Genomic DNA, 20,609 nt, shown 5'->3' with positions numbered 1-20,609 from the left:
TATGAAAAAAGTCGTGGTCTTTGTGGGAATTATTTTACTTATTTACGCGTTTAAAGAATTGTCCCCGTTCGAGAAGCAATTATTGGGAAATTTGACGGCACAACTTCGGGAATTACAACAAGAAAAGTTGTATTTGCATACCGATAAAAGTGTTTACAACGTGGGCGAAAAAATCTGGTTCCGGGGGTATCTCGTGCACGCCGCGGGGCTTCAACCGATGGTGTACAGTCGTTACGCGTATGTCGATCTGGTGGATCGCCGGGATTCCGTGATACAACGAGTAAAGGTGGTGGAACGTGATTCCTGTTTCTACGGTCAGGTAAATATCCCGAAAGATTTGCAACAAGGCGATTATTGCCTGCGGGGATATACTTATTATATGCAGAATCAAGGAGAAGATTTCCTGTTCAAGAAGAAGATACGGGTCATTAACCCGGAGGATTCCAAGGTATGGACGGACGTGACCTACACGAAAAACCGGGAGAATAGTTACACGGCGACCATTCGTTTGTTAGACGCCGACGGGGAGCCTTATGACCGGGTGTTGCTGACGTATATCGCCGGAATCAAGAAAGATGCTTATTCCAAGAAGAATGCCCGGACGGATAAAGAGGGGAAATTCGAGGTGAAAATAGATACCACGATGAAGACGATTGAGGTGGAATTCCCGGAAGGGCGTCCCTTCCCTTTTAAACGATATATTCATATCCCGTCTCATTTGCGGGATTTTGACGTGCAGTTTTTTCCAGAAGGCGGTTCTTTATTATCGGATAATTGGCAAAAAGTAGCGTTTAAAGCTATCGGGGCAGACGGGCGAGCCGTTCATGCCAGTGGCGAGGTGTATCAGGATTCCGTGGCGATTGCCGAGATCGAAACTCAACACGACGGAATGGGATGTTTCAGAATTCCCGTGAACCCGGGCAAGAAGTTCTATGCCATCATGAAAACGGAAGATGGAGTGAAGAAACGATTTGATCTGCCCAAGGTTTCCGATGACGGGTGGGGAGTCACGCTTGTCGGACAGGATTCCATGTTGCACTACCGGGTTATCAAAGCCCAAAATGCCCGATTGCCGAAAGAATTGTATGCCGTGATACATTGTCGCGGTATGCTTATCGGTTCCAATCGGGTAAACGGGTTGACAAAAGGAAGCATCAATATGAGCATGATTCCCGAGGGAATCTCGCATATTGTGTTGATGGACGAGGAGGCGAACGTGTATAGCCAACGCTTGTTTTTCCGGAAATTCAAACAGCGTCCCGAGTTGAAAATTACCACGAATAAACCGACTTATGTTAGCCGGGAGTTAGTGAAAATGGAAATTGATTTCGATGCTCCTTTCAAGGGATATTTGGACGGTTCTTTTTCCATATCTGTAACAGATGACGAGAAAGTGGTACAGGATTCATTGGAAGATAACATTTTGTCTAATTTGCTGTTGACTTCGGATTTGAAGGGGTATATCGACAATCCGGCTTATTATTTCAATGACACGACGCCGGAGATCGACGCTCATCTTGATCTCGTGATGATGACTCACGGGTGGACTCGTTTTGATATATCCAAGATTGCAAAGGGAGAATTTGCCGTATTGAAATTCCCGTTGGAGATCGGGCAAATCGTGTCCGGGCGGGTGAATAATTTCTGGGGGAAAAAGTCGAAAGGGGCAAATATCGTACTGATTTCCAATTACGGGCTTTGCCGGATGGTGGAGACTGACGAGACGGGAAATTTCGTGGTTAACGGGATCGCATTCCACGATAGCACGAGTTTTTTGGTACAGGCATTGAGTGCCAAAGGACGCCGGGGGGTTACCGTGCGAGTGGACGAGGACGAGTTTCTTCCTCCCGTTTACGACTTGCCGTACAATATGCAGGAGAAAAAGAAAGAGGAGGAATTCTACAAGCGGCACGGGTTGAATTATTACTACGAGAACGGGGAGAAAATATACGTGTTGGATGAGGTGCAAGTTGTGCGGCGGAAAATAAAGAAATCCTATTCTTTCTATGATAATTTGGCATATCATCAGTTGGACTCCGCGAAGATTGCCGAGAACGGGGTGATGGATATAACCCAGATCATCCAGTTGTTACCCGGTGTCACTTTCGAGAAAGACGATGAGGGTGAGGATTGTTTCAAGCATTTTGGGCGTAAGCTTTATATTTTGGTGAACGATTTCGAGGAACCGATGGATCAAATCCGGTTAATCCCGGTAGGCGCCTTGCGGAATATCTCCTTGTTGGATCGTATGCAGGGACAAATCTTTTTTGGCGATCGGGGGGCGAATGGGGTTTTGATTATTTCTGCGGAACCGGGATGGACTCCGAAGCCCTTGGGACGCCCGAACGTGTTGCCTTTTAAATTATTGGGTTTCCAAGTTCCGGATGAGTTCTATGTGCCGAAATATGACGTGGACTCTGTGCGAAAGGATAACCGCTATGATGAACGTTCTACGATTTACTGGAAACCTGTCATAACCATAGATCGGGAGAATCCGGCAAGCGTGTCATTCTACACGGCGGATACGTACGGAAAGTATTCGGTTATCGTGGAAGGAATCACCTCGAATGGGATTATCTGCCGGAAGCGGGTGCCGTTGGTGTTGAAATGATATTGTCAGGGGTAATTTGTTTTCTCCGAATTTATTTGCATCTTTGCTTCTTGAAGTAGTGAATGTTGGATGTATTTATGAATAGGAATTACAGTATTATATTGAAGAATGGAACACGTCTTGAGTTTAAGCAGGTGTTCAATCAGTATTTTAATTCCTTGGTTCTTTTTGCCGATCGTTATTTGAAGGAGCGAGAAGAATGCGAATCATTGGTTCAGGACACTTTTCTAGCTTTGTGGGAAAATCGGTTGGAATTCCCGGACGAAATCTCGATTAAGGCTTATCTTTATACCACGGTGCGGAATAAAGCCCTCAACGTGTTGAAACACCGTAAGGTGGAACAGGAGTACATGAATGATGTCCTTCAAGAGGAAGATTCCGAACTTTATTACATGAAATCCGTGATCGAGGAAGAAACTCGCCGGTTAATTTTCTCGGCTATCGACAGCCTGCCGGAACACGCCCGGAAAGTATGCTTGCTTCATCTGGAAGGTCTGGATAATCAGGAAATTGCCAATGAATTGAAAATTTCATTGAACACGGTGAAATTTCACAAGAAAAATGCTTACCAGTTGCTGCGTGATAAGTTGAAAGATAAATTTTACTTGTTGTTTCTCGTGTGAAAAACTGGGATTACTTTACCTTTTCTCTACTGCTTCCTGCGGATATAAACCAATTATGAACCAATCATAAACGAAGCATGAACGTAAATTTGCGTTCATGCTTCGTTTATGATTGGTTCATGGTTGGTTTTTGGGGTAGCGAATCGGTAGAGCAGGTGTTGACGAATGATTTTTTTTCGTTTTTCCACTACCCGTTTTCTTTTTTTGGTTGTTTTATGGATGTAAAAACAACAAAAATGACGAAGAAGTATATTCACATAGCGGATTTAATCTACAAGGATAAAGTCGGAATCGCTACCGAAGGAGAACAACGGGAGTTGCGGGATTGGTTGGATGAGTCTGATTTTAACCGGCAGGTATTTGACGAGTTGTCGAAAGGCAGCACGTTGAGCCGGAGTTACGAGGAATACCGGGCAATTCATCGGGAACAAGTGTGGAATCGTATCGAGCAACAGATTGCTCCCCGGCGGCGAAATCTATCGTGGCGATGGATGGGATATGCGGCTTCTGTGGTCGTGTTGATTGTGGCGGGTTGGTTTATGGGCACGATGTCAGGGCATAAGGGGAAACATGAGGACGTGAAAACTGTCGCCGTGATTTCTCCAGGCGAACGAAAGGCTATTTTGCATTTGGAAGAGGGTAAAAAAGTTGTTTTGGGGGGAAGGAATGGTGTGATCGTGGATGATAGTTTGTCCGGAAGGATCGAACAGGTGAATGAAGCTTTGTTTTATCAATCGGAAGCAGGGATGAAAGAGGAGAGGATGAATGTACTGGAAATACCCAGGGGTGGCGAGTTTAACGTGACATTGGCTGACGGAACCCGGGTGTGGTTGAATGCCGGGACGAAGTTGACTTACCCGGTGGCTTTTGTCGGGGACGAACGCCACGTTCGTCTTGAAGGGGAGGCTTATTTTGAAGTAAAAAGAGATGAGGACAAGCCGTTCGTGGTAGATTTGAACGGGATGAAGGTAACCGTGTTGGGAACTTCTTTTAATTTGAAATCATTTAAAGAGGACGGGCGAACGACAGCAACGTTGGTAAGCGGGAAGGTTGAGGTTGAGGCTGGTGCAAGGAAGATTGTATTGGAACCGAACCAACAAGCTAATTTGTTCGTGGGAAAAGATAGTCTGGAAATACGGGAAGTGGATGCCGAGGCGTATCGGGCATGGACGAAGGGACAATTTGTATTCCGGCGCGAACGCTTGGAATCGATATTGGATGACGTCGCTCGCTGGTATAACGTGACGGTGTTCTACGAGCAGGCAGGGGCGAAGGATATCGTGTTCTCGGGAATCATGGAGCGTTTTGCGGATATTTCGGAAACATTGAAAATGCTGGAAAAGACGGGTAAAGTGTCTTTTGCCGTCGATGAAAAGAAAATTATAGTGAGATTGAGATAAAAAACAAGGACGTGCGCCAACACGTCCCTGCCTAGAGTTTCATAACTGTTTGCTTGCGCCAACAAGCCAACAATGACGTTTAACTTTAATAATTACAGACAAATCTATGAAAAAAAAACGAGGATTAGACTTTCTCGTTAAAAGAAAGTTGCAATTTAATCTGTTAAAAATGAAAGTGACAGTATTACTATTAATGGTGAGTGTCTTGCAAAGCATGGCAGGCGTTTATTCGCAGACGGCGAAATATGATATTTCAATGTCAGGCGGGAAATTGGAGAACGTGTTCAAGATTATCGAACAGAAAGGGGAATTTACTTTCTTGTATTCTATCGAGGATGTGGATCGTGTCTCATCTGTTCATATCGACGTGAAGCAAGCCGATCTGAAAGAGGTGTTGGATATTTGTCTTGCCGACACGAAGTTGACTTACGAGATTAACGGACGTTTAGTGGTTATTCGGGTGAAGGATGATGAGAAGCCGGCAAGAAAGCTGACGGTGATCAAGGGCGTGGTGAAAGATGTTAAAGGGGAGCCGTTACCCGGGGTGACCATCATGGAGAAGGACACGAAGAGCGGTGTGGCAACCAATGTCAATGGCGAGTTCTCCTATTCCACGTTCAAGGATACCGTGACGTTTGTCGTTTCGTTTGTCGGGATGAAAACGAAAACGGTTGTGTGGAAGGGACAGAAATTACTGACCGTTATTTTGGAGGAAGATGCCCTAGTGGTGGATGAGGTGGTGGTCACCGGTTACCAGACCGTGAAAAAACGCTCCATGGCAGGATCTACCAGTTACGTGAAAGCAGAAGATTTAGTGTTGACCGGTACGCAAACCCTAGAGCAGGCTTTGCAGGGAAAGATTCCCGGGATGGTAGTCATGAATAGGAGCGGCTTGACTGGAACCCGCCAGCGGGTGAGAGTACGCGGAACGTCCACTCTATTGGGTAGCGCCGAACCGGTATGGGTGGTGGACGGCGTGATACAGGAGGACCCGCTTCCATTCAAATCCAATGACTTGACCAACCTGAACCCGGATAACACGGACATGATTAAAGACTTCGTGGGAGGTGCCATTTCTTGGTTGAATCCGAACGACATCGAAGACATCACCGTGCTGAAAGATGCATCCTCTACCGCCATCTACGGAACGAAAGCCGCCAATGGCGTGATTGTCATTAATACAAAAAAGGGAGAAAAAGGGCGTATGTCCGTGAACTATAATGCCAATATGTCGCTTACTCCCCGTTTGAATTACAACCGGATGGAGTTGATGAACTCCAAGGAACGCGTGGATGTATCCCGCGAGGCTTACGAGAACGGACTGGTGCTGGGCTCGGACCAGAAAATGGGATACTTGGGCTTGGCTCTTGCGTTCGAGCGCCGGGAGATCAGCCTGGAAGAATTTAGCAAAGGGGTACGCGAGCTGGAAACGAATAACACAGACTGGTTTGATCTTCTTTTTCGTAATTCTTTCAGCCACAGTCATAATGTCAGTATCTCGGGCGGAAGCGACAAAGCCACTTACCGTGCCTCCTTCGGGTACAACAATACGCAGAATACCGCTATCGGGAACGACCAGGAGCAATACACGGGAAACCTGAATTTGACAACCACCATGTGGAACCGCGTGACCTTCAATGTCGGTTTGAACGGAAGTGTTTCAAAGACTTCTGCATTTGTCGGGGGGGATCCCTACGGGTATGCCACCTCGACCAACCGTGCCTTGAGAGCCTACAACGAAGACGGGAAATATTTCTTCTACAAGGCAACGAACGGGTATGAATTTAATGTACTGAATGAGTTGCGCAATAGTAGCAACGAAAACACGACTTCTAACGTAAATGCCAATTTCTCGTTACGCTGGAAGATTCGGGATGATTTGAATTTCAATACGACCTTCTCTTACGGCTACAACTCGACTCATGGGGAAACTTACTACACGGAACAGTCGAATCACATCGCTGTTATCCGGCAATACGACTTTGAAGCGGTAGCCGAGGGCAGTGATGCCTATAACAACTCCTGGTTGCCGGTGGGCGGTGAAATGACCGAACTGAGAAACAGTAGTGAAAATTGGGGTTGGAGAAACCAACTGGAGTACACGAAGGTGTTCAACGAGGTACACTCTTTTTCTGCCATGCTCGGGCAAGAGATGCGTAGCGGCTCCACCTCCAGTTTCAATCAAACTAATTACGGTTATCTGCCCGATAAAGGACATATCTTTGTCAATCTACCCGAATACCGGACAGAGGGAACCGGGAACGGAATGGTCGTATACACCAATCCCTATTTGAAAAACCAACCCAAACTGACCCGGACGAAATCGAATAACGTCTCCTTTTACACGGCTTTGTCTTACATGTATGACAACCGTTATGCCGTGAACGTAAGCGTGCGCACAGACGCCTCCAACCAGTTTGGACAAGATAAAAGCACCCGTTTCCGCCCCATCTGGGCTCTCGGGGTCCGTTGGAACGTGGGATCGGAACATTGGCTGCAAGGACAAGATTTATTGAGCGACATGAACATCCGCTTCACCTACGGGTTCCAGGGGAACGTGGCTAACGGCGTCAGTCCAGATCTGATCGCCACGATTACTGCCAATCCGGCTATAACTGGTGGTGGATACACGCTGAAAGTGCCCACGTTGCCGGCACCGGGATTGAAATGGGAAAAGGTGCAGAGCATTAACTTGGGTACGGATTTCAGCCTGTTCAAAAACCATATCCTGGGATCGTTTGAATACTATTCCAAGAAGACCACCGACATGGTGGTGCAACAAGAGGTGCCTCTGGAAAACGGTATCGTTTCCCGCGCCATCAACGGCGGGGAGATGAAAAACTCCGGATGGGATGCTACGATCAGTTTCACCCCGTGGCGGAGCAAGGATTGGTTGCTTACCTTGGGATTCAATTTCGGTAAGATAAACAATAAAATCAACTCTACCCTCGAACCGAATGGCAGATGGCAGGAAGCCGCCGCCGGGAACCTGAACAAAGAGGGATACGCCGTATCCAGCTTCTGGGCATTTCGATTCGCGGGTTTGAATCCCAAGAACGGGGGACCGCAATTCGACCTCACGGGAATCGATCTGGATGCAGCTGCGTCGGACGCCACCCTGTACATGGACTATGCCGGGAAAATGGATCCGGATTTCACCAGCGGGATGTCGTTTACCTTGCGCTACAAAACCTTGAGCCTGACCAGCGGATTGTATTTCAGTTTCGGAAACAAATCCTTCATGGCGCCGATGTCTTCCAATTACGAGTCCATACCGGGCGAAGAGTACAATATGTCGACTGAATGGCTGAAACGCTGGCGGAAACCGGGTGACGAGAATACGACCACGGTTCCCTCGTTGCCGAATATTTCCTCCAGTGCCCAACCGATAAATGTTCCCGTGGCTGTCGGCACCCGTTTGAGACCGTATGAATTGTATGCCAAATCCAATGTGCGGGTCGTGGACGCTTGGTTCATCCGTTGCAGCTCGATCCAGCTGGCTTATACCCTTCCGCCCGCCAAATTGCCCCGTTTCCTGCAAAACCTTTCGGTTTCATTCTCCATGACCAACCCGTTCCAGATCCGGAGCAAGGATTTCTTGGGCAGGGATCCGGAAGTAGCTTTGGGCAACCAACCGATGAGTCACGATTACTCGTTGGGTATCAGTCTTAGTTTTTAAAAATCATTGTAATAAAGCCTATGAAAAAATTCATATATATACTTGTAGCTTTGGCGGTTTTCGGGTGTGACGATTTTCTCGAAGAGACCAGCCAGAACCAGATACGCCCTTCAACCGTTTCGGATATGGAAAAAATCTTAGAAGGGGAGGCTTATCTGACAGAAACGGAGTCGGAGATGTTTAATTATATCACCGCTTTTCTAACGGATGAGGTAAAATGCGGTCTATACGACGAGAATCAAGCATCTACTGCAGGTGCTTTTAAAAACCTAAAAGAGACGTGGCGCAGAATATTCTGTTACGATGTCACCATGTTTGACGAAGGGGACGAGGATGAGAAGGCACACACGGATTATTGGTCATTGCCGTACGAACGGATCAAGGGGTGTAACATCGCCTTGGACTACGTGGACGATATGCAAGGCGATGACGACCGGAAAGCCTATTTGAAGGGAGAGGCGTTGGCATTGCGCGGCTTTTATTACCTCCATTTGGTGAATTTCTTCTCCCTGCCGTACACTTACGGGGATCCCGCGAAAAACCCGGGAGTGCCTTTGAAATTAAGATCCGGGGTCACGGAAGAGAAACCTTCCCGCGGGACGGTGGCGGGCGTCTACGAGCAGATTGAAAAAGACCTGTCGGAAGGGGCCCGGTTGATGCAGGCAAATCCGCAGAACCTGACGCTATACCGGATGAACGGTCCGGCGGCTTACGGGCTGCTTTCCCGGGCATACCTCTACATGGGAAAATGGGACAAATGTATCGAGTACGCCGATTCGGTGTTTAAAGCCAACGAGAACCTGGCTTATTTCCCGGACTATACCGGATACGGTAAAATATGGAGTGTCCGTTATTGCCCGGATGAAATTTTGTGGGCATGCCATTATACACCTCCAACAGGTAGCAAGCTAATCTTTGGCTGGCCTTACCCAAGCCCTTGGTTACCTTCGGACGAACTGGTGAATCTGTACGGGCAAGACATCGATCCGGAGCAAGAGGAAGATATCCGGGCAACCGTAACACACAGCAAAAGTTATTTGCAAAGAGGTATAGCCTACGTTAATGGTGTCCGTCAAGAATGGATTAACGGCATCTATAAAGCAATCGACTCTTACGCTGGCATCCGGACGGGCGAGGTGTACCTGAACCGGGCAGAGGCTTATATCCGCCAATATGCGGAGAATGGCGATGTCGTTGCCGGACAGAAGGGCTTGGATGACCTGAACCTATTGCGGAGCAACCGGATTCGAGATTGCATCGAGAAACAGTTGAGCGATTTCGCTTCCCCCCAGGAGCTGTTGGACCTCTGTCTGCGAGAACGCCGCCGGGAACTTTGCTGGGAAGGCAACTTCCGCTGGTTCGATATGCGTCGCACGGGAATGCCCCGGATCGAGCATGAGTTCTTCTACCAGGAATCGAACAAGAGCAAATATGTATTGGAAGCAAACGATCCCCGCTATGCTTTGCCCATACCGCGGGTAGCCTTGGAAAAGAATAGTAATTTAAGACAAAACCAATATTAACGTTATGAAGTGGATTTATTTATTGTTGGTGCTTGCCTTGGCGGCAGGATGTAATGACGAGGATGAACTCACCCCATCGGAAGGGGAAGAGACGTTTTATAAATTGCCCCAGGGGGATCATGATTACGACTCCAAAATCGTGGATTATAATACAAAGTACGGTTTTTATATCCTGTATGAATTCGGGAAAAAGGATCTTTTTTGGAATAGTATGTCATGGTCGGAGTTTCTGCAGGACGATGAAGATTTTGTCTACGTGGCTACAGCTACCGGAGAGATATGCGGGAAACAAGCCGACCCCAATTACGTGGGGCAAGTGTTGGACATGTGCGAGAAGTGCTGTTTTAAAATTTATCCCGAGGAGTATTTGAAAAATTATATGCCGCTCCGTTTTTTGATTTGTTCCAATTTGGGGAAAGTGGTCACGGTCGGTACAAAATATGAAAACGGTGTAGCGATTACCATTCGCGATACGACAAAATTAAATGTTTATCGTAGCTTTAATCGCTTGGCTGTCAATTGGGCGAGTACGGATTACGATACGATCAAACCGAATGACAAACTTTATTTTTCCAAAGACTTGAATGATGCGTTTATGTCCATCTTGAAAGAGAATGATGTATTCGAGTATGATAACGGTTTTATGCTAACAGGTCATATTTATACTTACGCATCTTTGCAAGGGGAGAATCTGTTTAAAAGAGGGTTCTTGACAAATACTACATTGGTGAACGGGAATATCACCCAATCGCGCATGAACGACTTTATGGCTTTCCTGAATTTGGCAATGGTGCCTTTGGATATCCTGAACGCAGAACCGGTGGCAATAGGTTCACAGGATAACAATCCCTCTGTTGTCGGATTGTTCAGCCGGGTGTATGCGGATGCCGATGACGGGAGAGTGGACGGAAAAACCGGTATCGACTGGATCAAGCAAAAATACAATTTCATGATCGAACTGCTGAAAACATACGGCATCGACACGGATAAGTTGCAACATCCGGAAATTTAATCATTTACATTAAAACATCAATCGGATTTCCCGGTATTCCTTCATCGGAATATCGGGGAGTCTTCAAAAGTATTGCGCTTTACAAATTATGACAGCTTTTTTAGGAACAGCAATTATCAGCATCTCGCTGGCATTGGTATTTTACTCCATCGGGACTTGGGCGGAAAGAATACAACGCACGTTGAAATTATGGCACATTATCTTTTTCTTGTTTGGACTTTGTGCCGATACGTTGGGAACGGCTTTGATGTCGCGAATAGCCTCGGCAAACGGAGGGAATACAGACCCCTTGCATGCCGTTACAGGGCTTTTGGCTATCATCCTCATGGCGATTCATGCCTTGTGGGCCGTCTGGACGTATTGGAAAGGCAGCGAGCACGCAAAGAAAAATTTCAGCAAATTCAGCGTGTTCGTTTGGGCTTTCTGGTTGATCCCGTATATAGGCGGAGTATTTTTGGCAAGGATTTGACTTTATGAACTTTAGCACTTGTGCTTAATATTTATATATTTATGGAAGAGGATGTAATATTGAAAGTAAATCACTTGAGTCACCGCTATTCTGCCGCCTGGGCGTTGCGGAACGTGAGCTTCGAGGTCCGGAAGCATGACATTTGCGGCTTGCTGGGACCAAACGGGGCGGGAAAGTCGACGGTGATGAATATCATTTGCGGCATATTGCGCCAATTCGACGGAGAGGTGTCCATTGCCGGTATCGACATACAGAAACACCCGTTGGAGGCAAAAGCCCGTATCGGTTTTTTGCCCCAGAACCCGCCGATATATCCTGATTTTACCGTTGAGGAATATTTGCGGCATGCGGCTGAAATCCGGCGTATGCCCGACCGGGAGATTAAAAAAGCTTTGGACGAAGTGCTCGAACGGTGCGGGATAACCCATTTCCGCTACCGTTTGTTGAGTAACCTTTCCGGGGGATACAAGCAACGCGTGGGAATTGCCCAGGCAATTATCCACAAGCCGGATTTGGTGATTTTTGATGAACCGACGAACGGGTTGGACCCGACCCAGGTACTGGAGGTGCGTCGTTTGTTGCGGGAAATCGCACAGGACTCCACGGTGTTGATTTCAACGCACATCCTCTCGGAAGTGCAAGCCGTTTGCAATAAAATCGTGATGGTGAACCGGGGGAAAACGATTTTCAAAGGGAGCACAAGTGATTTTGACAATTATATTGTTCCGGATAGTATCTTTTTGAAAATTCTCTCGGAACCGGATGTGCGGGAAGTCAATGCTATCGTTGGGGTGACGGGAGCCGAGGCGTTGGGAAACGGTGCTTTCCGTGTCCGTTTCAGTGACGACACCGAGGCACTGGAAAACATTGCGGCAGCGGCAGCCGCCAAGGGGTGGCATCTGGAGGAGATGCGCATCGAGCGCAGTTCTTTGGATGCCGTATTTTCTGCATTAACTAAATAACAGCACGAATTATGAGGATGATATTAAAGATAGCTAAAAAGGAGTTGATGCAACTCTTCTTTTCACCGATCGCATGGTTGCTTTTGGTGGCTTTTATCGTGCAGACGAGTTTGATTTTTATCGCCCGTTACACGAGTATGGTGGATACTTCTGCCTATCGTAGCGGTTTCCGGGAGATAACCCAGTATATATTTAGCAGTATAGATATTTCTTCCACACGGATAAGCACGGGTGGTTTGTGGATCAATATACAAGACTACCTGTTCCTGTATATCCCGTTGCTGATAATGGGTATCGTGAGCCGGGAGATTGCCAATGGGTCGATCAAATTGATGTATAGTTCGCCGTTGCGCAATTCCCAGATTATCGTGGGAAAATATTTGGCATTGGTGGGCTATGCCGCAGTGATGATGATGCCCTTGTTGTTTTACGTGTTGTTTACCTGCTTTACGACGGAGTACTTTGATTTGCCTTGGGCGTTGACGGGGCTGTTGGGATTATTCCTGTTGGCTTGTACCTATATGGCGATCGGGCTTTTCGTTTCCTCGCTGACCAATCATCAGGCGATCGCTGCTATCATGACTTTCATGCTTCTCTCTTTCCTGGGTATGGTCGGGGGATTGTGGCAACAGTATGATTTTGTCCGCGAGTTCACGTATTGGCTTTCTATCCCTAAAAGGGTGATGACCTTTATTGCCGGACTGTTGTGCAGCGAGGATTTGGTTTATTTCCTTTCGCTTTGCACGACTTTCTTGATGTTGACCATCATTCGGTTGAATTCCGTCCGTCAGAAGACGCCTGCCGGGTTGACGGCTTTGCGCTACTTGAGCGTGGTGGTGCTGCTCGGCGTGGTGGCAAGTTTGTCGTGTGTTCCCCGTTTGATGGCTTTTTATGATGTCACTGCCGATCAAAAAAATTCATTGCATCCCGAGAGCCAGCAGGTGATGGAGCAAATCGATGAAAGTATTGACGTGACGGCGTATATCAATATTTTGGATTATTATTACAATCATAATTTGGCTTATCCCGGCTTTATCATGAAGAACCGGGAAGAGTTTAAAGATTACATCCGCTTTAAACCTGACATGAAGATCAAGACCGTGTATTATTACGCGATGGATACGCCCGATTTGAATATGAATTTCGTGAAGGACTTCCCCGATTTATCGGAGAAAGAACTGGTCATGAAGTTTTGCTTGAAAAACGGGATCAATCCGAAGATCTTGAAGTCAAAAGAGGAGTTGGATCCGGCGGTGGGCTTGAAAGAGGAGGGCTACCCGACTACCCGTGTGTTCTGTACGAAAAGCGGGAAAAAGGTTTTTTGCCGGAACATGCAAATTTCACGTTTTGACGAGTCGGGAGTTGTCGGAACGTTCAAACGTTTCGTGAAAGAGACACCGCAGATCGGTTTCGTACAGGGGCACCGGGAAAGACGCTTGGACAGCAAAGAACCGCTGGAGTATCAATCGGTGTTGAACGGGAAACGGGAGAAATTGGCTTTGTGCAACCAGGGATTCGATGTCCGGGCAATCACGTTGGAGCAGCCGGTTCCGGAAGATATTACTATTGTCGTGTTGGCAGACCCGCGGGAGGAGATTCCGGCAGCGCATGAAAAGGTGCTGGAGGAGTATATCAACCGGGGGGGCAATTTGATCGTCTTGGGAGAACCTCGTCGGCGCGACATACTGAATCCGACCCTTCGCCGGTTGCTGGGCTGTGAAGTGACGCCCATGTTGGTACATGCCAACGATTCGCAATCCCAGAAGGTGTTGCCGGTTTATTTCCAAACGGAAACCGCCCGGGAGTTGGGAATGAGACGGTTGTTGATTAGTAAACGGATGAACCTTTCCGTTGCCGGAGGGATCGAGATCGTGGAAGACCGCGGGTTTCAACAGCATGTGTTGACCAACACGGATCCGGAGAAATTGTGCTGGACGGAATTGGAAACCACGAATTTTGAGGATGAAAAAGCTGAATTCAACCCGCAGGCAGGAGAAAAGAGCGGGGTGTTCAACACCATGGTCGCTTTGAGCCGGGAGGTGAATGGCAAACAGCAAAAGATATTTTTGGTCGGGGATGCCGATCTGTTTGACAATGAAAACAGTGCATCCGGTTGCCATGTCATGCACGCCGTGGGAGTCTGGCTGACAGACGGGGAATTCCCGTTGTTTATCCCTCGCCCGATGGCTCCGGTGGATAAGGTGAGCGTTTCCCCGAGTCAGTTTGGCATAATCAAGTGGGTATTCTCGTTGGTATTGCCGTTGTTGGTGCTATTGGGTGGATGTATTTTGTGGTTCAGGAGAAAGGCGAGATAAAGAATGTCGGTCAATGAAATTTAAAAGAGAGTTATGGGAGCTATCATAAAAGTAGAGCATTTGTCGCACCGTTACAGTGTACAATGGGCGGTGAAAGATATAAATATCAAGATTCCCAAGCGGGGCATTTACGGCTTATTGGGTTCAAACGGGGCGGGAAAATCGACGTTGATGAACAGCATTTGCGGGATCATCAAACCCACGGAAGGAAAGATATACATTGATTCCGTTGAGGTTGGGGAAAATCCGATGCTGGCAAAATCAAAGATCGGTTTTTTGCCTCAAAACCCGCCTGTCTACGGGGATTTGAACGTGTACGAGTATTTGTATTACGCGGCGGAGTTGCGGGGCATGGAAACGCGGGAGATCCCTGCTGCGGTGGAGCGGGTGCTGGAGTTGTGCCGGATTGCCCATTTCCGGAAACGGTTGATCCGCAATCTTTCCGGGGGGTACCAGCAGCGGGTGGGGATCGCGCAGGCGATCATCCACCAGCCGAGCATCGTGATTTTCGATGAGCCGACGAACGGGTTGGACCCCAACCAGGTGGCGGATATCCGTTCCCTGATCCGGTTGATTGCCGAGGAGCATACGGTGATTTTCTCTTCGCATCTGTTGCCGGAGGTGAAAGCCTTGTGCGAGCATATTTATATGATCGAGCAGGGAGAGGTCGCTTTTGACGGGTCGATCGAGGAGTTTGACCGTCTGGCGAGTCCGGATTCCATCTTCGTGACTTTGCGGGATGCTCCGGCATTGTCATCCATCGAGTTGATCGAGGGGGTGATGGGTGTCGAGGAGTTAGGGGACGATAATTTCCGGATCCGTTTCTCGGATGCCCGTTTAGCGATGGACGGACTTGTGCGGGCGAGCGTGGAGAACCGTTGGCGTATGACGGAAATCCGCCTGGAGAAGAAGACCCTTGAAACCATTTTCGCAGAACTGGTGCAGAAGGCGAAAGAGTGTCAATAATGGATTAAAATCGATGTTATGAGAAATATATACAGAATAGCAAAGACTGAATTGCGCATGTTGTTTTGCTCGCCGATCGCGTGGGTATTGTTGTTGATTTTTGTGATGCAGGCATCCGGGATCTTTTCCAGCTTGTGTTGGAGGTTTGCCAATAATAACGAATGGGGAAACGGAATTTCGGAAGGTGCTTCTTTCAGTTTTATCATGAGCATGTGGATGAGTACGTGCGGTTCCCTGCATTTTTATATTCCGTTGTTGACCATGGGGATCATCAGCAAAGATTTGAGTACGGGTTCCATCAAGTTGCTTTACTCTTCACCCATCAGTAACGCACAGATCGTGTTGGGAAAATTCTTCTCGACGGTGATGTTTGCCGTGGTGATCTGCGTGTTGCTCCTGTTGTACGTGTTTGTGGCGGGCAGTATGATCGAGGCTTTTGAATGGAAAGCCGTTTTCTGTGGTTTGTTGGGAGTTTTCCTGTTGGCTTGTACTTACATCTCTATCGGTATATTTGTATCGAGTCTGACTTCCTACCAGTTTGTGGCAGCCTTGGGTACGTACCTGTTGTTGGCTTTGTTGTCGGCCGTGGGAGGTTGGTGGCAGGAGTACGATGTGGTGCGGGATATCACTTACTGGTTGTCAATCAACGGCAGGGCGTTCACGTTCGTGACCGGTATGATTTGCAGTGAGGACCTGATTTATTTCCCGGTGGTGACGGTGATGTTCCTGTTGCTGACGATTATTCGTCTGAACTCGAAGCGGCAAACCATGTCGGCATTGAAGGTATTCAGCCAGTATGCCGGCGTGGTGGTCGGGATCAGTTTGATTGCCTATTTCTCTTCCCGTCCGATGCTTATGGCATATTATGACGCCACGAGCACGAAGTTGAACTCGCTGACAAAACAGAGTCAGGAGATTGTCAAGAAGTTGGACGGGGAGTTGAAAATTACCGGTTATTCCAATATTTTCAACACGCGTTACCGTGATTTCTCTTTCCCGTATTTCGTGCAGAGAAACCGGGAAATCTTTAAACAATACGAGCGGTTTAAACCGGATATGAAATTGAAAATGGTGTATTACTATGACAGTATCACGGTGGAAGACCGGGTGGGGGCTGCCCGTTCATTCGATAAAACTTGCCAAGAAATCCCGGATATGACGCTGAAAGAGCGTGCTAAAGTTATGGCTCAACGATACCGTTCGCCGTTCCGCGTATTCAAGAGCCCGGAGGAGTTGAAAGCGCAGGGGGTAGACCTTCGGGGAGAACGTACTGCCAACTGGCTGGTGGAGTGGAAGGATAAAAAAGTATGGTTGAGAACTTATCCGGAGCAGATAGAAAATGTGTTACCTAAGGAGGGGGAGATCAGTGCGGCGTTGAAGGGGTTGGTATCGAAATTGCATAAAGTGGCGATCGCGACGGGACATGGGATGCGGCAATTTTCAGATGTAGGTACAGACAGTTATTATGAAATGGCTTTCAATAAAGATAAACGTAATCCATTGATTAACCAGGGATTCGATCCCGTGGAGATCGATTTGACCGAGAGGGTGGCGGACGACGTGGATATTTTGATTGTGGCGGATATGCGGGAACCGCTCACGGAAACGGAGTATGCCTCTTTGAAAGAGTATGTTGACCGGGGAGGCAACCTGATGATTCTCGGGGAGCAAAAACGCCGGGATATTATCAACCCGATGCTGGAGGATTTGTTAGGAGTCCGCCTGATGGAAGGTACGTTGGTACAATACCGTTTGCCTTCACTCCGTCCGGATGTATTGATTTCGCGTGCCACGCCGGCAGCCGCCTTGTGTTCTTATTTGCTTGACGGTTTGACTTTAGCCATGCCTTCCGCTTCGGGATTGGAGCAAACGGCAGACCGGGGATTCACCTATACCCCCTTGTTCTGTACTGACACGCTGGTGCCGGAATTGAAATCGAATCAGCGGGAAGGGCGTTCCTATAGTGTGTGGAACGAGATGGAGTCATTGGACATCGATGCGGGAAGATTACAGTGTAATTCGGCGGCAGGTGAAGTGGCACGGGAGTATTGCACCGTTGCAGCCTTGAGCCGGCGGGTAGGCGATAAGGAACAGCGCATTCTGGTCAGCGGGGATGCCGATTGCTTGGGCAATGAAGAGATGCGTCAGGTGAGGGGAGGGAATCCTTTCTTCGGATTGGCGGCCGCCCATTACCTCACGAATAACGAGATGCCTTTTGATGTGCGTCGTCCGGGAACGCAAGATTTCAAAGTACATTTGAACTTGAGCGGGGCCGGCCGGATCAGTACTATTTTCACGAAGATTCTTCCGTTGTTGATTTTGGGTCTTGCTGTCGTGGTTTGGTTGCGCCGGCGTTCCCGATAATGAATTTTAAAAGATGAAATTATGAGTTTTAGAACAGATAAACAGACCTTGGAAGACCTGATGCTATTCGGTCGTTCCAATCGCCGTTCGGTTTTCGAGATTTTTAATCACACGCACTCCCGGGGAGCGATGCGGGTGATGGGCGATATGTTCCGGAATCCCTTGTCCGATGACGAGGCGATTCGTCGGCGGGTGGAGAGCATCTCCTTTTTCACCTCGCATACGATCGATTTCCCGTTCACGGGGGAGATGTTTGACGCCTTGGAGTTTTACCTGAACAACGTAGACCGCCGGACGCAGTTGACGAAGGAGCAGGGAAACATGTCGCAGAAGTTGAAAAACATGTTGCGAAGCGGCACGGAATCTGCTTGGATTTATAACGGGATTAACGCTTCGCTGGGGTTGTTGAATGCGTTGGGTGCCTTTTTGAAACAGTTGCGGGAAAGCGGTTATCCCGATGCAGACAACCGTTGCGAGGAACTCGGGCAGTTGCTGGCATCGGAAGAGTGGAAATGGTACGCGGAATACAAGGAGAAAAAGAAATTGACGCAGGATCAATCCATTGAATTGGATCGGGCGTTCCGTTTCCAGTACCGAGACCGTTTGGTGCGTATCTTGGAACATATCTTCTTCCTGGACGTGTATATAAGCGTGGCTGCCGTTGCGGTAGAGCGTAAATACGTGTTCCCGAAGGTGCACCCGGCAGAGGATATTTGCTTGAAATTGAAGGGGGTATTCCACCCGTTGCTGGACAAGCCCGTGGGCAATGACCTAGAGATGGACAAGGAAACGAACGTGATCTTCCTGACGGGGGCGAATATGGCGGGAAAATCGACCATGATGAAGACGCTCTCGATCGCCTTGTTCCTGGCACACATGGGATTCCCCGTCCCGGCTGCCGCTATGGAATTTTCGGTACGTAACGGGATGTTTACCACTATTAACTTGCCGGATAACCTGAACCGGGGATACAGCCACTTCTACACGGAGGTAATGCGCGTGAAGAAAGTGGGGGAAAACCTGCATAACACGGGTCGGTTGATCGTGCTTTTCGACGAGCTTTTCCGGGGAACGAACGTGAAGGACGCGTATGATGCCACGCTTGCCGTGGTGCAGGCTTTTGCCAAGAACCAGGATTCTTTGTTCATTATATCCACTCATATCACCGAGGTGGGCGAGGCGCTGAAGGGCGTGTGCAAGAATATACGCTACCTGTATATGCCGACCCGGATGGAAAACATGAAGCCCGTGTATCCTTATAAATTGACGGAAGGGATCACCACCGACCGACACGGTTTGGTGATCGTGAATAATGAGCATATTGTAGAAATTATAAAAGGAGAGTATCATGATTTTTGAAACAGACCAACAGACATTAAATGATCTGAATATCCTGGGAAAATATAAACCGAATTCCATTTATTCCTTGTTTTCTCAAACTGTAACGGAGGGGGGCGAGGCTTTGTTGGAACAGATGTTTCTGAATCCCTTGACCGATGTTGAAAAGATAGAAGAGCGGGTAGCCGAATTCCGTTGGTTCGAACAATACGGGCAGGAATTTCCCGTGAGCATGGATCAGAGCGAGGATGTGGAACATTATTTACAGACCAGTGGGTTCAAGATGTTGCCCAAAATCATGGATGCCTGCAAATTTAAGATGCTGGAATTGGTCGGGAATGATCCGGCTTTGGAGTTATGGCGGGAACAGGTTACAACAGCGATTCAGTATTTGCTGCAGGTAAAAGGGTATGTGGACACGTTGCATCCTTCCGTGCTGTCTACTCCGTTGAAAGCGCAAGTGGAAGAGGTGCGGCGGACGCTGAGCAATAAAGATATGACCGAGATTTTCGGTTACGGGAAGAATGGCAAGATGTCGTTGAAGCAGTTGTTCCATGCCGACCGTGTATTGCTTGCCCTCCAGCGCGGCGCTTTGCAGGAGGTGCTGGAGTTCGTGCACCGGGTGGACGTAGGTACCGTCGTGGGGAAAGTGGCTCGCGAAAGGCATTTTTGTTTTGCTGAAACAACGAGCGGGAATGATATCAACATTCAGATCGAAGGGCTGTCGCACCCGTGTCTGACCAAGGCGGTATCCAATAATATGGAGATTACGCCGGAACGGAATCTGTTCTTCCTGACGGGAGCGAATATGGCGGGGAAATCGACTCTAATGAAGTCCTTCGGTATTGCCGTCTATATGGCGCATATGGGATTCCCGGTGGCTGCCAAGCGAATGCGATTCCGGGTACAACAGGGAATGTACACCTCCATTAACGTGTCGGATAATCTAAGCATGGGGTATAGCCATTTCTATGCCGAGGTGCTTCGGGTGAAGAAAGTAGCGATCGAGGTGAGCCGCAACAAACAATTGGTGGTGATTTTCGATGAGCTTTTCAAGGGAACGAACGTGAAGGATGCATACGATGCCACGCTTCTTGTTGCCGCTGCCCTTGCCGAACGGCAGAATTGCTCGTTGCTTATATCCACTCATATCATCGAGGTTGCCGAGGAGTTGAAGAAAAAACGCGACAACATCAATTACGAGTACTTGCCCACCGTGATGAAAGGGAGTGTGCCGACCTACACATACAAGTTGGAACCGGGTGTGACCCGCGATAAGCACGGTATGATCATCCTGCAAAACGAACGGGTGGTTGAAACTATTTTAGGAGAAAATAAATAAATATA

At 48.1% G+C, this 20,609-nt stretch carries 13 protein-coding genes; all 13 read left to right on the top strand.

Going from position 1 to position 20,609, the window contains the following annotated elements; translation table 11 throughout:
• Nucleotide 1 precedes the first annotated feature (1 nt).
• The 13 genes from BN8899_RS04705 to BN8899_RS04645 all read left to right on the top strand — a co-directional run bounded on the left by BN8899_RS04705 (nt 2) and on the right by BN8899_RS04645 (nt 20,604).
• Nucleotides 2–2,611 carry a hypothetical protein gene (locus tag BN8899_RS04705; protein WP_065218523.1) on the top strand — a complete coding sequence of 870 codons (2,610 nt, stop codon included), beginning with the start codon at nt 2–4 and terminating at the stop codon, nt 2,609–2,611.
• A gap of 77 nt (nt 2,612–2,688) precedes the next feature.
• Nucleotides 2,689–3,234, top strand: coding sequence for an RNA polymerase sigma-70 factor (locus tag BN8899_RS04700; protein ID WP_065218737.1), 546 nt, complete (start codon nt 2,689–2,691; stop codon nt 3,232–3,234).
• A gap of 77 nt (nt 3,235–3,311) precedes the next feature.
• On the top strand, nt 3,312–4,634 hold the full coding sequence (locus BN8899_RS04695) for a FecR domain-containing protein (RefSeq protein ID WP_065218522.1): 1,323 nt from the start codon (nt 3,312–3,314) through the stop codon (nt 4,632–4,634).
• 169 nt (nt 4,635–4,803) lie between these two features.
• Nucleotides 4,804–8,313 carry a SusC/RagA family TonB-linked outer membrane protein gene (locus BN8899_RS04690; protein WP_231932261.1) on the top strand — a complete coding sequence of 1,170 codons (3,510 nt, stop codon included), beginning with the start codon at nt 4,804–4,806 and terminating at the stop codon, nt 8,311–8,313.
• Between the two features lie 20 nt (nt 8,314–8,333).
• Entirely contained in the window at nt 8,334–9,836 is a 1,503-nt protein-coding gene (locus BN8899_RS04685; RefSeq protein ID WP_065218520.1) for a RagB/SusD family nutrient uptake outer membrane protein, read from the top strand.
• A 4-nt stretch (nt 9,837–9,840) separates the two neighbouring features.
• Nucleotides 9,841–10,848: a hypothetical protein gene (locus tag BN8899_RS04680; RefSeq protein WP_065218519.1), complete on the top strand. Its 1,008-nt coding sequence runs from the start codon at nt 9,841–9,843 to the stop codon at nt 10,846–10,848.
• Nucleotides 10,849–10,936: 88 nt separating this feature from the next.
• Entirely contained in the window at nt 10,937–11,317 is a 381-nt protein-coding gene (locus BN8899_RS04675) for an HsmA family protein (protein WP_065218518.1), read from the top strand.
• A gap of 41 nt (nt 11,318–11,358) precedes the next feature.
• Nucleotides 11,359–12,279, top strand: a complete 921-nt coding sequence (locus BN8899_RS04670) for an ABC transporter ATP-binding protein (RefSeq protein ID WP_065218517.1) — start codon at nt 11,359–11,361, stop codon at nt 12,277–12,279.
• 11 nt (nt 12,280–12,290) lie between these two features.
• Nucleotides 12,291–14,594 (top strand): Gldg family protein, encoded by a 2,304-nt coding sequence (locus BN8899_RS04665; protein WP_082986905.1) that lies wholly within the window; start codon nt 12,291–12,293, stop codon nt 14,592–14,594.
• A gap of 33 nt (nt 14,595–14,627) precedes the next feature.
• A complete protein-coding gene (locus BN8899_RS04660) occupies nt 14,628–15,560 on the top strand; it encodes an ABC transporter ATP-binding protein (protein ID WP_065218515.1) in 933 nt (310 codons plus the stop codon).
• Nucleotides 15,561–15,578: 18 nt separating this feature from the next.
• On the top strand, nt 15,579–17,924 hold the full coding sequence (locus BN8899_RS04655; protein ID WP_065218514.1) for a Gldg family protein: 2,346 nt from the start codon (nt 15,579–15,581) through the stop codon (nt 17,922–17,924).
• A 21-nt stretch (nt 17,925–17,945) separates the two neighbouring features.
• Nucleotides 17,946–19,283 carry a MutS-related protein gene (locus tag BN8899_RS04650; RefSeq protein WP_065218513.1) on the top strand — a complete coding sequence of 446 codons (1,338 nt, stop codon included), beginning with the start codon at nt 17,946–17,948 and terminating at the stop codon, nt 19,281–19,283.
• Nucleotides 19,273–20,604, top strand: a complete 1,332-nt coding sequence (locus BN8899_RS04645; protein ID WP_065218512.1) for a MutS-related protein — start codon at nt 19,273–19,275, stop codon at nt 20,602–20,604. Before BN8899_RS04650 ends, BN8899_RS04645 begins: the two co-directional genes overlap by 11 nt.
• The last annotated feature ends 5 nt before the right edge of the window (nt 20,605–20,609 follow it).

Source organism: Butyricimonas sp. Marseille-P2440 (assembly GCF_900091675.1).
In the GTDB taxonomy this organism is placed as follows: Bacteria; Bacteroidota; Bacteroidia; order Bacteroidales; family Marinifilaceae; genus Butyricimonas; species Butyricimonas synergistica.
The sequence above is the reverse complement of the archived record's forward strand: the minus strand, read 5'-3'. Positions and strand labels throughout refer to the sequence as shown.